We start from the raw sequence: 14774 nt of genomic DNA, 5'->3' as shown, positions 1-14774 counted from the left end.
ATGTCATCGATAAGAGATACGGAAGATATGGAAAATGGGCTGAGGAATGACCGGCGCATGGCGGATGACCTGCGCCCGTATGAGATTCACCGCCATTTCCAGAAGTATCCGGCAGGTTCTGTGCTCATGGAAATGGGCAATACGAAGGTCATCTGTGCGGCCTCCATCGAAGACCGCGTGCCCTTTTTCCTGCGCGGCACGGGCGAGGGCTGGATTGCCGCGGAATATTCCCTGCTGCCAAGTGCCACGGAAACGCGGACGCAGCGTGAAGCCGTGCGCGGCAAGCAGTCGGGCAGAACACAGGAGATCGAAAGGCTCATCGGCCGCAGCCTGCGCTCCGTCGTCGATATGAAGGCCCTTGGCGAACGTACCATCCTGATTGACTGCGATGTCATTCAGGCAGATGGCGGTACGCGCACGGCCTCGATTACAGGGGCATTTGTCGCGCTGGTCGAGGCCTGTGCTTCGTTTTACAAAAAGGGAAATATTTTCCCCGTAAAGGATTTTTTGTCGGCGATCAGCGTGGGCATCAGCCACGAGGGACAGCCCATTCTGGACCTCTGCTATGAAGAGGATTCTCAGGCCATTGTCGATATGAATGTCGTGATGACCGGAGCAGGCCGCTTCGTTGAAGTGCAGGGAACGGGCGAGGGACGCCCGTTCACGCACGAAGAGCTCGGTACCCTTTTGCAGTTCGGCGAAAAAGGCTGCCGTGAGCTCATTTCCTATCAGAAAGATGTATTAGGCGGTGAGCTTGTCTGGCTCGTCGGCCGGGAAGGTTGATGGGGGCTATGAAAATGAAAAAAATCGTGATTGCTACAAAAAATCAGGGCAAGGTGCGCGAAATGCGCGCAGCCCTTGCGCATTTACCGGTAGAAGTCCTTTCTTTAAAAGAATTTGGCCAGTTTCCCGATGCCGTGGAAAATGGCAGTACATTTGCTGAGAACGCACGCATCAAAGCGGAATTCTATCGGGAAAAGACAGGCTGTGCCTGCATTGCCGATGATTCCGGGATTGAAGTTGCGGTGCTTGGCGGTGCACCGGGCATTCATTCCGCGCGTTTTGCCGGCTTTCATGCCGACGATGCGACGAACAACGAAAAGCTTTTGCAGGAGCTCAGGAAGGCCGGCGTAAAGGAATCGCCAGCAGATTACCGCTGTGCCCTTGTTTTTGCGGATACGGACGGCAGCATTTTTACGAGCGAAGGCCGCTGCGATGGAACGGTGCAGATGGTGCCGCGCGGAGAAAACGGCTTTGGCTATGACCCGTATTTTTATCCGGCGGAATATCCCGGCCGGACGATGGCGGAGATCAGCCTGGCAGAGAAAGACCGCATCAGCCATCGCGGCAAGGCCCTGCGTGAGATGGTTTGCAAATTGGAGGAACATTTAAAATGAAGATTGGAATCGTAAGTGACAGCCACGGCTCGACTGCTGCTGTCGACAGGATGCTCGCCCATCCGGCATCCAACGGCGTAACGCTCTGGCTGCATGCCGGCGATGTCGTGCCGGACGCAGAGTATCTGGAGATGGTGACAAAGGGGGAGGCAGACGTGCGTTATGTCGCGGGCAACAGTGATTGGCCGGATGTCTCTGCAAAAACGGATGATGTGATCGAGGCTGCCGGCCACCGCATTTTCCTCACCCATGGCCATCTGTACGGTGTTCGCTTTACGACGAAGATGCTTTGCGATGCTGCGGAAGAGGAAGGCTGTGACATCGCCGTTTACGGCCATACGCATGTCGCGGAAGTATCAACGGGGGGCCTGACCGTCCTGAATCCCGGCAGCGTGGCAAGACCCCGCGATGCGGCGCAGGGTTCTTTCCTCATCATGGAGTTGGAACAGGGGAAACGCCCTCATTGTCAGCTCATTCGCCTCGCATGATTTTTATACATCACGATCATGCATTATAGTAACGAAATAAGAAAAAATCGATGAAAATAAAAATTTTTTTGCATAGCAGGAAGGATTTTAAAATGTCAATACCTAATATAAACTTCGAGTGATGAAGCTCACAATGTGGCTAGTCTCAGGAACCGAAAAAAGCGAATGGAATTCACTTTTTTCAAGGCTTCGCGGGCTTTCAGAAAAGCTTGAAAGCCGCTATAAAATGTGTTATGATGAACCACAGATGTGTGATAAGTTGTATTTATGGGAGGGATTACTTTGCGAGAACTCGACGCAAAACAAATCACGGAGACCGTTGCACAGCTGTGCAAGGAAGCTGCTTATTACCTGCCGAAGGATGTCTATGAAGGCCTGAAGAAAGGCCGTGAGACGGAGAAATCTCCGGTTGGTCAGGCTGTTCTCGACCAGATTATCAAGAATGCGGAAATCGCACGCAATGAAGACCGTCCGTACTGCCAGGATACTGGTATGACGATTGTCTTCCTTGAAGTCGGTCAGGACCTCCACATCGTCGGCGGCGACCTCGAAGAAGCTGTCAACGATGGTATTGCCAAAGGCTACACGGAAGGTTATCTGAGAAAATCGGTTGTTGCTGAACCAATCTTCAACCGCGTGAACACGAAGAACAACACGCCGGGCGTTATCTACACGAAGATTGTTCCGGGCGACCAGCTCAAGATCACGGTTGAGCCGAAGGGCTTCGGTTCCGAGAACAAGGGCGGCATCAAGATGCTCGTTCCGGCTGATGGCGTTGAAGGCGTCAAGAAAGCCGTCATGGAAATCATCCTCCATGCCAGCATGAACCCGTGCCCGCCGATGGTTGTCGGTATCGGCATTGGCGGTACGATGGACCGTGCCGCTGTTATGAGTAAGATTGCTCTTACGCGTTCGATTGACTCGCATAATCCGATGCCTGAGTACGCAAAGCTTGAAGATGAACTCCTCGAGCTCATCAATGAGACGGGGATTGGACCGCAGCTCGGCGGCACGACGTCCTGCCTCGGTGTCAACATCGAGTGGGGCCCGACGCATATCGCTGGCCTGCCGGTTGCTGTAACGATCTGCTGCCATGCATGCCGTCATGCAAAGCGCGTTCTTTGATCCATTCGATAAACTGAGCAGAAAATATCAGGAGGAAAGATAATCATGGCAGAACCTATTCGTATCCATACCCCATTTACGGAAGAAGATTCCCGTAAGCTGAAGATCGGCGACAGCGTCCTCATCACGGGTGAGATTTACGCAGCCCGCGATGCTGCACACAAGAAAATGTGCGAAGCTCTTGCTAAAGGCGAGAAGCTGCCGATCGATTGGCACAACAAGATGGTCTACTACCTCGGACCGACGCCGGCAAAACCGGGCGACCCGATTGGTTCCTGCGGCCCGACGACTTCCGGCCGTATGGACGCTTACACGCCGACGATGCTCGACCAGGGCATCAAGGGCATGATCGGCAAAGGCTCCCGTTCGAAGGAAGTTGTCGATTCCATGAAGAAGAACGGCGTAACGTACTTCGCTGCTGTTGGCGGTGCTGCAGCTCTTATTGCAAAGTCCGTCAAGAAATACGAAGTCCTCGCTTATCCGGAACTCGGTCCTGAGGCTCTTGCCCGTCTGACCGTTGAGGATTTCCCGGCTATCGTTGTTATCGACTGCGAAGGCAACAACCTTTACGATATCAACCAGAAGAAGTATCGTACCCTGAAGGGTTACTGATAAAGTTGGGAGAAAGGAAGTTTTCGGGAGGCTCGCTTGAAGGCTTCCTTTCTTTTTCCAAGAATCAACAGGAGGTATAGAATGTTCCATACAACTTTTTATCTGCGCCGTCTGCATTCGTTAGTTGGTCTGTTCGCAATCGGTCTTTTCCTTTGCGAGCATGTTATCACGAATGCCCGCGCTCTCGGTGGTGCAGAATCACTCAATGGCGCGCTTGCAATGATGGACCTTATCCCGCATCCGATTTTCCTCGGTCTTGAGATTTTCGGTGTAGCCGTACCAATTCTTTTCCACGCTATCTATGGTATCTACATTGCCCTGCAGGCTAAGAACAACCCTGGCCGTTACGGCTATGTCCGCAACTGGCAGTTTGCTCTGCAGCGCTGGACGGCATGGTATCTCGTATTCTTCCTTATCTGGCATGTGTTCTATCTGCGTATCTTCACGAAAGCAATTTCCGGTACGCCGATGTCCTATGAACTCCTGCATTCCTACTTTACGAGCAGCCCGATTGTCACGGTTCTCTACACGATCGGTATGTTTGCTGCAATCTTCCATTTCTGCAACGGTATCACGACTTTCTGCATGACCTGGGGTATTGCCAAAGGCCCGCGCGTCCAGACCGTCATCAACGTTCTGTCGATGTGCCTCTGCGCTCTGCTCTGCCTTGTCACGATTGCATTCATGGCAAGCTACTTCGTCATGTAAGACCCGATACTCTGTGTAAGAAAAAGGAGAATATAAATGGCTAAGAAACCAGAAAATAAGATTATTGTCGTAGGCGGCGGCCTTTCGGGCCTCATGGCTACGCTGAAGATCTGCGAAGGCGGCGGCAAGGTTGACCTCTTCTCTTACTGCCCGGTTAAGCGTTCGCATTCCCTCTGTGCCCAGGGCGGCATCAATGCCTGCATGGACACGAAGGGCGAGCATGATTCGATTTACGAGCATTTCGATGATACGGTCTACGGCGGCGATTTCCTCGCTGACCAGCTCGCTGTAAAGGGCATGGTTGAAGCTGCACCGAAGCTCATCAAGATGTTCGACCGCATGGGCGTACCGTTCACGCGTACGGCTGAAGGCGTTCTTGACCTCCGCAACTTCGGCGGCCAGAAGAACAAGCGCACGGTCTTCGCTGGTTCCACGACGGGCCAGCAGCTCCTCTATGCTCTCGACGAGCAGGTTCGCCGTTGGGAAGTCAAGGGCGGCGTCAAGAAGTATGAGTTCTGGGAATTCATCAAGATCATCAAGAACAAAGAGGGTATCTGCCGCGGTATCGTTGCACAGAACATGAACTCGAACGAAATCGTTTCGTTCCCGGCTGATGTCGTCATCCTCGCAACGGGCGGCCCTGGCCAGGTATACGGCCGCTGCACGGCTTCGACGATCTGCAATGGCTCGGCTGTTTCCGCTGTTTACCAGCAGGGTGCTGAACTCGGCAATCCGGAATTCCTCCAGATTCATCCGACGGCTATCCCGGGTTCCGATAAGAACCGCCTGATGTCCGAGGCTTGCCGCGGTGAAGGCGGCCGCGTCTGGGTTTACCGCAAGAACCCGCAGACGGGCGAAAAAGAGCGCTGGTACTTCCTCGAAGATATGTATCCGGCATACGGCAACCTCGTTCCGCGTGACGTTGCATCGCGTGCCATCTATAAAGTCGTTGTCCACATGGGCCTCGGCATGCACAATCCGAACCGCGTTTACCTCGACCTCTCGCACATCCCGGCTGATTACCTCGAGCGCAAGCTCGGCGGCATCCTCGAGATGTACAGCGACTTCATGGGTCAGGATCCGCGCAAGGTCCCGATGGAGATCTTCCCGTCGATCCACTATTCGATGGGCGGCATCTGGGTCGACCGCGAGCATCATACGAACATCCCGGGCCTGCTGGCTTCCGGCGAGTGCGATTACCAGTACCATGGTGCAAACCGCCTCGGTGCAAACTCGCTGCTGTCGGCAACGTATTCGGGCACGATTTCGGGCCCAGAGTCCCTGCGCCTCGCACGCAGCGGCAAGCTCGGTTCTCCGCTTACGGCAGAGGAACTCGAGGCTGCCCGTCAGGAGTGCGTAGCAGAGTTCGACAAGATCCGCAACATGAATGGTACGGAAAATGCGCATAAGCTCCATCATGAGCTCGGCGACATCATGTACAAATACGTCTCGATCGAGCGTGATAACGATGGCCTCAAAGAGTGCGTCAAGGAACTCAAGGAAATCCTTAAGCGTTGGGACAACATCGGTGTTACGGACCATGGCACTTGGGCAAACCAGGAAGCTATGTTCGTCCGCCAGCTGCGCAACATGATCATCTATGCAATGGCCATCACGCAGTCCGCTCTGCAGCGTGACGAGAGCCGCGGTGCCCATGCTAAGATCGTCCTCAAGTCCGACTATGACAAGATGACGCCGGACCTTCAGGAGGCCCTCCATAAGAAATACGGCAAATTCCACTTCGACGAGAAGACGGGCCGTGGCACGACGGATGATGGCAACGACGACCTCGTATTCTTCGAGCGCAACGATAAGCAGTTCATGCGCACGACCATTGTAAAATTCGACCAGGAGAACGAAGAGCCGGTTGTTTCCTACCGTGAATTCGAGCACTCTCTTATCAAGCCGCGTCTGCGTAACTATGCCGTAGCTAAGAAAGAGTAAGAGGGAGGACAAATAGAAATGGCAGAACAGAAAAAAGTCAGAATCATCGTCGAGCGCCAGGACGGCCCAAAAGAGAAGCCGTATAATCAGGAGTTCGAAGTTGACTATCGCCCGGGCCTCAACATCGTTGCTGCCCTGATGGAAATCCAGAAGAATCCGGTCACCGTTGACGGCAAGAAAGTCCCGCCAGTAACGTGGGAATGCAACTGCCTTGAAAAAGTCTGCGGTGCCTGCATGATGGTCATCAACGGCAAGGCTCGTCAGGCATGCTGCACACTGGTTGATACGCTCAAGCAGCCGATTCACCTGCAGCCGGCACGCACGTTCCCGGTCATCCGCGACCTGCTCATCGACCGCTCCGTCATGTTCGAAAGCCTCAAACGCATTCATGGCTGGGTTGAAGTCGATGGTACGTGGGAAGTCAAGGATGCTCCGATCCAGAACCCGTACACGGCACAGACGGCTTACGAGATTTCGCACTGCATGACCTGCGGCTGCTGCCTTGAGGCCTGCCCGAATGTCGGCCCGCAGTCCGACTTCATCGGACCGGCTCCGACGGTACAGGCTTACCTCTTCAACCTTCATCCGCTCGGAAAGTTCGACGCTCCGAAGCGCCTGAACGCACTGATGGAGAAGGGCGGCATCACGAGCTGCGGCAACAGCCAGAACTGTGTCGAAGCTTGCCCGAAGAACATCAAGCTGACGACGTATCTCGCACAGCTGAACCGCGATGTCAACAAGCAGGCCCTGAAGAATATCTTCAACCACTAATTCCTGTTGATGGCAATAAAATCCCGCATCATCTATTGATGCGGGATTTTTGTCTGCTTGATTATTTTTACAGGATTCGCTATGATAGAAACAGTATCTATAAATACGATGATAAATAAATGGAGGGAACGCTATTGTCACGCGATAAATCCCAGGAAGATATCACCCTTTTGGGCAAGAAAAATGTCAAATATCATTACGACTACTGTCCGGAAATCCTCGAGACTTTCGAGAACCGTCATCCGGACAACGATTACTGGGTCAAATTCAACTGCCCGGAGTTCACGGCACTCTGCCCGATTACGGGACAGCCGGATTATGCGACCATCTACATTTCCTATATCCCAGGCCGCCGCATGGTGGAGAGCAAATCTTTGAAGCTTTATCTTGTCAGCTTCCGCAATCATGGGGACTTCCATGAAGATGTGGTCAATGTCATCATGAAGGACCTCATCCGCCTTATGGACCCGAAGTATATCGAGGTCTGGGGCAAATTCCTGCCGCGCGGCGGCATCTCGATTGACCCGTACGCCAATTACGGACGTCCGGATACGAAATATGAGCGTCTGGCAGAACATCGTTTCATGGAGCACGACCTCGTAGCGATGGACAAAGTCGACAACCGCTGAGCAGAGGGGAGCAGCAGGAGTAAAAATGAAACGACAAAAGCGAATTGCCCTGGTCAATGATATCACGGGCTTTGGGCGCTGCTCGGTCACGGTGGAGCTGCCGCTGATCTCCGCGATGAAGATACAGGCCTGTCCGCTGCCGACGGCGATTCTTTCGGTTCATACGGGTTTCCCAGACCACTATCTCGATGACTACACGTCGCGCATGATGCCGTATATCGAGAGCTGGGAAAAGAATGAACTTATTTTTGACGGCATCTGCACGGGCTTTTTAGGCTCAGCTGAACAGATTGCCATCGTACTGGATTTTATCCATCGTTTCAAGAAGCCTGGGACGAAGGTGATGGTAGACCCTGTCATGGGGGATTATGGCAAACTTTATCCATCTTATACACAGGAAATGTGTGATAAAATGCGCAGTCTGCTGACCGTGGCCGATATTGTGACGCCAAATCTTACGGAGGCCTGCCAGCTTTTGGATATTCCTTATCCGGAGGATGGCATCATTGCCGATGAAGAGCTCGGCCACATGGCTGAGGAACTCTCGAAGCGCGGCCCGCAGCAGGTTGTCATTACGGGACTTCATGAAAATGAGACCATCAAAAATTTCCTTTACGAAAAGGGAAAGGCCTCGCTGGTGCGCGTGCCGAAAATCGGCGGGGACCGCAGCGGCAGCGGAGATGCCTTTGCGGCGATTGTCGCTGCCAGCCTGATACGCGGTGAGCATCTGGAAGATGCCGTGAAAAAAGCATCTTCTTTTATCAGCAAGTGCCTGGCTTATGCAGAGAAGCTGGAACTGCCATGGAATTACGGTCTGCCGTTTGAGGAGTATCTCACCGAACTTCGCTGAATATGACATTATCAACTTGTATTTTATATCTTAGGGGGTATCATGATGATTGTCTATGCAACACATGCCGGCGGCAAATATCTGCCGCTTGATGAGTCCCTGCGCGTACAGCCGGAGGGCAAGCGCAACCTCTATGTCAATCTCACCAATCACTGCAACTGCGCCTGCACGTTCTGCCTGCGCACGATGAAACACATGGCAGAACAATCCTCTCTCTGGTATAAGGGGAAGGAACCGACCGTGGCAGAAATCGAAGCAGCCCTTGACAAAGTTCCCTGGGACTACATTAAGGAAGTTGTTTTCTGCGGCTTTGGTGAGCCGACCATGCGTCTCGATGACCTTTTGACCCTGCTTCGCTATGTCAAGAAACAGCATCCGGGTATGCCGACGCGCCTCAATACGAACGGCCTCGGTGAACTGGAGAACGGCAGGGAATTTGCCAAGGACTTTAAAGGCATTCTCGACACGGTTTCCATTAGTCTCAACGCTTCAAACGCGGAGCGCTACCTGAAACTCACGCGTGCAAAATTTGGCATCAAGTCGTATGATGCCATGCTGACTTTCGCCCAGCACTGCAAACCGTACGTACCACATGTCGTCCTGACAATCGTTGACCATGTCGAAGGCCCTGAGGAAATCGAAAAATGCCGGAAAATCTGTGAGGACAGGGGGCTTACGCTGCGCGTCCGTCCTTATGAAGATTCGTAATGATTCTTAACGTAGGAATTCTGCTCTCAAATAGTTATCAAAATAAAAAAGGCAGGGCCTCAAAGCCTTGCCGCATAAGGGATATAATAAAAGCGGCTTACATTCTCTCGTAATGTAAGCCGCTTTATATGTAGTTAACCATAAACAATGTGATCCTTCTTCAATATTCTGTTGTCAGTAGGCAAATTTCCCTCGCGACCAGGAACTTTGCAAATATCTCATGCTCAGCTGAAACAATTGTGATCTCAAAACCACTTTGTGCACATCCGGTTCATCTTGGTACGTTACCGATAACATAGGAGATACCGACTACTTCTCGATGGATACTAGATGACTTTACTTAACCCAGGGCTGCTTCGCTTCAATCCACTTACTGACGCTGCGCTCCAGACTTCCAATGGCATCGAGCACGACTGGCGGCCCCTGGCCATCATCACGTGCATTCCCCGCCTGCTGGATATTATTGTACTTCACCAATGCGCTTGCTAGTCAGGATGGAAAGAAGTTTTGCTCATCATAATCTTCAATAACCATCCACATCCTTTCGTGTAGGGTTTTGAAGAGTGCCTTTTTCGGCAGGACAGACACCTGCAACTTTTCGACCTCCAGGACTACTCGGTGGTGGTTTGTATGTCCATCTCCTCTTTACATTTATATTATAACATGACTGTCAGATAATTGCAATGCTTTACATAAAACTGACAAAAATAAATTATTTCTGCTACATTGTGTCAATTTATAGTATAATAAAAAGAAGAATATTCGATATCGGAAAAGGAAAGAGGGTTCTTTTATGAAACATCTGATTATTGTCCGTGGCGGCGGCGAACTGGGCAGCGGCATTGCGCATTGTCTGCACCGTGCAGGCTTCCGTGTGCTGATTTTAGAGCAGAAAAAGCCGACAGCAACACGGCGCAAAGTTTCTTTTTCAGATGCCATGTACCGTGGTGAGACAGAAGTAGAGCGCGTCATCTGTCACAAGGCAAAGAACCTTTCCGATGCGCAGAAACGCCTGAAAAAGGGTGATGTCATGATGATCGCGGATCCAGATGCGCAATGTGTGGCGGAATTGAAACCGGATGTCGTTGTTGATGCCATTGTAGCACATGAGAACCACGGCATGAAGAAGGACATGGCGGAACATACAATTGCCCTTGGCCCTGGTTTTTGTGCGGGACGCGATGTCGATGTAGTCGTGGAAACGGGCCGCGGGCATAATCTGGGCCGTCTCATCTATGAGGGATATTCATCAAAGGATGCGGATCACGGCAATGGCACAGTTGGGGAATCTCCGAATATTGAACACCTTGTCTTTGCCCCCGCCGATGGGCGCGTTGAGATGCTGCGGACGATTTCCCTGATGGTCCGCAAGGGAGAAGTGATCGGTCATCTCCATACGAAAGGTGAGGAACAAGAAGGGGCCATTGAAATCAAGGCGACGATTGACGGCGTTCTGCGCGGCGCGATTTACGACGGCATCAAGGTGTCGGCAGGACAGAAAATCGCGGACATCCATCCGACGATGGGGCAGGAAGAGTGCTATACGATATCCGATAAGGCGCGCTGCATTGGCGGCTCCGTTCTCGAAGCTGTCATGGCCTGGGAGAGCAAACGACCAAAGCACCGTCTTTTTGGCCGTTCTTAATGACGTTTCATAATCCGTGACTTATGCAGGCACGCTTTATAAAAGGAGGGGCAGACGATGTTTCAGGAGGGATGGCAGGCGTTGCTTGATTTTCTATTCCCGCCGCACTGCCCTGTCTGCCATGCGTATGTCCCGCGAAGTGGAGAATGGTGCGCATCCTGTCTGCAGGATGCGCAGAAGCCTCATATGATATTGCTGCCTGTGCCCATGCGCTCTTTAATTGGAACGGCATGGGCGCTTGGTGTATATCGGGGCGGACTGCGCAGTCTTATTCATGCACTGAAATACAAGAAACAGCGCAGCACGCTGCCATATATTGAGACCTTCTTGCAGCAGACAGGGCTGGTCCTTGCGGATGATTATGATTTTGCCGTACCTGTGCCGCTTCACAGGCAGAGAGAAAAATGGCGCGGGTTCAATCAGGTCGAGGTTATTTTCCGCAGCTGGCTGGCCGCCAAGGGCATTCCTCTCAGGCGTGCCCTCGTACGAACGAAAAAAACAGCGCCGCTTTATGACCATACGCCGCAGGAACGGCGCGAGATCCTGAGTCAGGCCTTTGCCCTGTCGGATGATGCCGCCGTGGCAGGCAGGAATATTCTGCTGCTCGACGATATCCTGACGACAGGTGCGACACTTTTTGCCTGTGCTGCTGTTTTGAAACGTGCTGGTGCTGCGCGCGTTGACGTTCTTGTTTTTGCCAGTGATCACCGCTGAACAAGTTAAAGTGTATCTTTAATGTATATTTTTGTACCTTTCAGTTGTAACATTGTATACATATGTTGTATAATATAAGAATCCGCTTTTCTGTACATGTTTTTTTATGCATTTCGTACATTTCCGTACATTATGGTATTAATCCACGATATAAGGGGGCTTTCACTTGATGATGAATGGTGCAGAGGCTGTGCTTACCAGTCTTAAAAATGAAGGTGTGGACGTTGTTTTTGGCTATCCTGGCGGTGCTGTGCTTACGCTGTATGATGCTGTTTACAGAATGAAATTCCCGCATGTGCTGACGCGCCATGAGCAGGGAGCTGTGCATGCGGCTGACGGCTATGCGCGGGCTACAGGCAAAGTCGGTGTCGTCTTTGCCACGTCCGGTCCTGGTGCGACGAATCTGGTCACGGGCATTTCCACAGCTTATACGGATTCTGTTCCTTTGGTCTGTATCACGGGGCAGGTGGCAAATCCGTACATTGGCAAGGATTCTTTCCAGGAAGCTGATGTCTGCGGCATCACGACGCCAATCACGAAACACAATTATCTCGTCAAGAACGTCAAAGACCTGCCGCGCGTCCTCAAGGAAGCTTTCTATATTGCGAGAACGGGACGTCCGGGGCCTGTGGTTATAGATGTAGCTAAGGATGTATTTGACACAAAATTTGACTACGTTTATCCGGATTCGGTTCATCTGCGCGGCTACAGCGGCGAGAATATCGGCGATGAAAAGGAAATTGACGCAGTAGTCGAGGCCATTCGTGCAGCCAAGAAGCCACTGATTTTTGCCGGCGGCGGCGTCATCATTTCGGAAACCTCGTCTGTGCTCTGTGATATCGTCAGACGCCTCGGTGTGCCGAGTACGGCAACGCTGCTTGGTCTCGGCGCAATCCCTGCGGATGAAAAGGGATTTTTGAGTTTTGCCGGCATGCATGGTTCCTATGGCGCCAATATGGCCATCCAGGAATGCGACCTGCTGCTCTGTATTGGCATGCGCTTCAGCGACCGCGTCACCGGCAAAGTCTCCGAATTTGCCCCGCACGCTAAGGTGGTTCATTTTGAGATTGACCGCGCCGAAGTCAATAAGAATGTCAAGGCGGATTACCGCGTTCTCGGCGATCTCAGCTGGTCCCTTCCCATTCTGCGCGATAAACTCGCAGCCTGCCCGGATGATTTTCAGAAGGCATTTGCTCCGTGGCTGGAACATGCCCTGGAAACGGCTGCAAAACATCCATTTGGCTATCAGGAAGAGGGCGACGCGATTAAGCCGGGTGCGCTCATCAGCAAGATCAGTGGGCTCTCGAGCCGTGATGCGATTGGCGTTACGGATGTCGGACAGCATCAGATGTGGGCGGCGCAGTTCTTCAAGGTTTATAAGCCGCGCCATTTCCTGACCTCAGGCGGTCAGGGTACGATGGGCTATGGCCTGCCTGCTGCTCTCGGCGCCAAAGTCGGCTGCCCGGATTCCCCCGTCATCCTGTTCACGGGTGATGGCAGTATCATGATGAACTGTCAGGAATTTGCAACCATTGCAGACAACGATATTGATGTAAAAGTCGTAGTCATCCGCAATGAGATTCTCGGCATGGTCGGCCAGTGGCAGCGCTTGTTCTACAATCATCATTATTCGCAGTCCGAGCTCAAGGGCAAGACGGATCTTGTCAAACTGGCCGAGGCCATGGGCGTGAAAGGCTATCGCCTGACAAAGAAGGAGGAACTTGAGACAAAACTGCCGGCTATCATGGCGGAAAAAGGCGCAGCCCTCATCGATGTCGTCATTCCGGAAGAAGAGGATGTCCTGCCGATGGTTCCGGGCGGCAAACGACTCGACCAGATGGTACTGGGCAATCTTTGACAGAGGCATGAGGAGGAAAACGAGATGAAAAAATATCTGCTTGCAGTACTTGTGGATAATAAACCAGGCGTCCTGACGCATGTATCCGGTCTGATCAGCCGCCGCGCTTTCAATATCGAGAGCATTTCTGCCGGCTATACGGAAGAGCCGGATGTCACGCGCATCAATATCGTTGTCTCTGTTGAGTCGGAGGCCGAACTCGACCAGGTCATCCAGCAGCTCAATAAACTCATCGACGTCATCAAGATTGTCAATCTGACGCAGGAAGATTCGATTGAGCGGGAACTCGTGCTCATTAAGGTAAAAGCTACTCGTGAGACGCGCAGTGATATCATCAATGTCGTCAATATTTTCCGTGCCAATATCGTTGATGTGAATCCTGAAGATGTGGTCATTGAATTGACGGGTTCACAGAGCAAGATCGATGGCCTTTGTCAGATCCTGGCAGAGTACGGGATTATCGAGATCGCCAGAACGGGCGCCATTGCACTTTCCCGCGGTCCGGTGCCGGTCAAGAATATGTAAAACATGAAATGATATGTGCCTGTTTCCTTGTTTATTTTAGGAAACAGGCATTTTTATATTTTGACAATGATAACCATTAGTGATAGAATTTAAAGGAGTCAAGGGGATGGTCCCTTTGCTATTACGATGAGTCAGGAGTGAAGCTCCGCTTGTTTGAAATGAAGGAGGATGGATTAGGATGTTCCAGAAGACTGATTTTTGGATTGGCCTTGCAGTAGGTGCTGTTGCAGGCATCTTCGGCTACCGCTTCATGCAGGAGCGTGAGCAGCAGATGGCAGCTCTGCAGCCGGCTGCTCCGGCTGGTGAAATTCCTCTCGCTGAACTTCAGCGCCAGAAGGAAGAGCTCGAAGATCTCATTGCGGCTCAGGAAGCCAAGAAAAACTAATTTTCTTGCGAAAGGGGGAGACTGCCAGTTCGTTTGGCAGTCTCTTTCTGTAAGAGCAGTTTTGAGGGATAGGGATGGATTGCGCATTCATCGCGCGTAACTAGGAGGAAGTATCTTGAACCTTATGGGAAGTTTGCAGATCCCTACAAGTAAATTGGACCTGTTCATCCGCTCCGTTGAGATTTCATCGTATTTACCAGGACGTATCCGCCTGCGCAGCAAAAAATTGCTTGGCAATCTGGAGCTGGAACGTCAGGTACAGCAGCAGCTCAATGCCTTTGCGGAGATTGAACGAGTGGAGACGAGTATCGTAACAGGGTCGATCCTGATTCATTATGAGCCGGAAAAACTCCGCAGAAATCACGATCTGCGCAAAGTAGAGGAATATATCATGACGCATGCAAGGAGGAAATAA

Annotated in this window: 18 protein-coding genes; 17 read left to right on the top strand and 1 reads right to left on the bottom strand. The window is 51.9% G+C overall.

Annotated features, from left to right (window positions below; all coding sequences use genetic code 11):
* The 11 genes from rph (at nt 1) to ACI4OH_RS10595 (ending at nt 9232) form a co-directional block, all read left to right on the top strand.
* Nucleotides 1-783: a ribonuclease PH gene (gene rph, locus ACI4OH_RS10645; protein WP_439784727.1), complete on the top strand. Its 783-nt coding sequence runs from the start codon at nt 1-3 to the stop codon at nt 781-783.
* A 14-nt stretch (nt 784-797) separates the two neighbouring features.
* Nucleotides 798-1397 (top strand): RdgB/HAM1 family non-canonical purine NTP pyrophosphatase, encoded by a 600-nt coding sequence (gene rdgB / locus ACI4OH_RS10640; RefSeq protein WP_432646193.1) that lies wholly within the window; start codon nt 798-800, stop codon nt 1395-1397.
* Nucleotides 1394-1885: a YfcE family phosphodiesterase gene (locus ACI4OH_RS10635; RefSeq protein WP_432646187.1), complete on the top strand. Its 492-nt coding sequence runs from the start codon at nt 1394-1396 to the stop codon at nt 1883-1885. The genes rdgB and ACI4OH_RS10635 overlap by 4 nt, the downstream gene beginning before the upstream one ends.
* Nucleotides 1886-2167: 282 nt before the next feature.
* Nucleotides 2168-3010, top strand: a complete 843-nt coding sequence (locus ACI4OH_RS10630; RefSeq protein ID WP_295631353.1) for a fumarate hydratase — start codon at nt 2168-2170, stop codon at nt 3008-3010.
* A 45-nt stretch (nt 3011-3055) separates the two neighbouring features.
* Nucleotides 3056-3622, top strand: a complete 567-nt coding sequence (locus ACI4OH_RS10625) for a Fe-S-containing hydro-lyase (RefSeq protein ID WP_295631355.1) — start codon at nt 3056-3058, stop codon at nt 3620-3622.
* Between the two features lie 81 nt (nt 3623-3703).
* Nucleotides 3704-4330, top strand: coding sequence for a succinate dehydrogenase/fumarate reductase transmembrane subunit (locus tag ACI4OH_RS10620; RefSeq protein WP_295631357.1), 627 nt, complete (start codon nt 3704-3706; stop codon nt 4328-4330).
* 36 nt (nt 4331-4366) lie between these two features.
* Entirely contained in the window at nt 4367-6274 is a 1908-nt protein-coding gene (gene sdhA / locus ACI4OH_RS10615; RefSeq protein WP_435720900.1) for a succinate dehydrogenase flavoprotein subunit, read from the top strand.
* An 18-nt stretch (nt 6275-6292) separates the two neighbouring features.
* Nucleotides 6293-7045, top strand: coding sequence for a succinate dehydrogenase iron-sulfur subunit (sdhB, locus tag ACI4OH_RS10610; RefSeq protein ID WP_295631361.1), 753 nt, complete (start codon nt 6293-6295; stop codon nt 7043-7045).
* Nucleotides 7046-7179: 134 nt separating this feature from the next.
* Nucleotides 7180-7674 carry a preQ(1) synthase gene (gene queF, locus ACI4OH_RS10605; protein ID WP_036374105.1) on the top strand — a complete coding sequence of 165 codons (495 nt, stop codon included), beginning with the start codon at nt 7180-7182 and terminating at the stop codon, nt 7672-7674.
* Nucleotides 7675-7699: 25 nt separating this feature from the next.
* Nucleotides 7700-8524, top strand: a complete 825-nt coding sequence (locus ACI4OH_RS10600; RefSeq protein WP_439784726.1) for a pyridoxamine kinase — start codon at nt 7700-7702, stop codon at nt 8522-8524.
* 45 nt (nt 8525-8569) lie between these two features.
* Entirely contained in the window at nt 8570-9232 is a 663-nt protein-coding gene (locus ACI4OH_RS10595; RefSeq protein WP_439784747.1) for a TatD family nuclease-associated radical SAM protein, read from the top strand.
* A 336-nt stretch (nt 9233-9568) separates the two neighbouring features.
* On the opposite strand, the gene ACI4OH_RS10590 is transcribed toward ACI4OH_RS10595, so the two are convergent.
* Nucleotides 9569-9706, bottom strand: a complete 138-nt coding sequence (locus tag ACI4OH_RS10590; protein WP_439784725.1) for a hypothetical protein — start codon at nt 9704-9706, stop codon at nt 9569-9571.
* Nucleotides 9707-10025: 319 nt separating this feature from the next.
* On the opposite strand from ACI4OH_RS10590, the gene yqeB reads away from it, so the two are divergent.
* The 6 genes from yqeB to ACI4OH_RS10560 all read left to right on the top strand — a co-directional run bounded on the left by yqeB (nt 10026) and on the right by ACI4OH_RS10560 (nt 14774).
* On the top strand, nt 10026-10877 hold the full coding sequence (gene yqeB, locus ACI4OH_RS10585; protein ID WP_435720898.1) for a selenium-dependent molybdenum cofactor biosynthesis protein YqeB: 852 nt from the start codon (nt 10026-10028) through the stop codon (nt 10875-10877).
* A gap of 57 nt (nt 10878-10934) precedes the next feature.
* Nucleotides 10935-11591: a ComF family protein gene (locus tag ACI4OH_RS10580; RefSeq protein WP_435720897.1), complete on the top strand. Its 657-nt coding sequence runs from the start codon at nt 10935-10937 to the stop codon at nt 11589-11591.
* A gap of 169 nt (nt 11592-11760) precedes the next feature.
* A complete protein-coding gene (gene ilvB, locus ACI4OH_RS10575; protein WP_432646881.1) occupies nt 11761-13449 on the top strand; it encodes a biosynthetic-type acetolactate synthase large subunit in 1689 nt (562 codons plus the stop codon).
* Nucleotides 13450-13473: 24 nt separating this feature from the next.
* Nucleotides 13474-13974, top strand: coding sequence for an acetolactate synthase small subunit (gene ilvN / locus ACI4OH_RS10570; protein WP_432646873.1), 501 nt, complete (start codon nt 13474-13476; stop codon nt 13972-13974).
* A 178-nt stretch (nt 13975-14152) separates the two neighbouring features.
* Entirely contained in the window at nt 14153-14359 is a 207-nt protein-coding gene (locus tag ACI4OH_RS10565; protein ID WP_320834859.1) for a hypothetical protein, read from the top strand.
* A gap of 124 nt (nt 14360-14483) precedes the next feature.
* Nucleotides 14484-14774, top strand: a complete 291-nt coding sequence (locus ACI4OH_RS10560) for an HMA2 domain-containing protein (protein WP_439784746.1) — start codon at nt 14484-14486, stop codon at nt 14772-14774.

Origin of the sequence: Mitsuokella apri (genome assembly GCF_051886055.1) — a bacterium.
GTDB lineage: Bacteria > Bacillota > Negativicutes > Selenomonadales > Selenomonadaceae > Mitsuokella.
The sequence above is the reverse complement of the archived record's forward strand: the minus strand, read 5'-3'. Positions and strand labels throughout refer to the sequence as shown.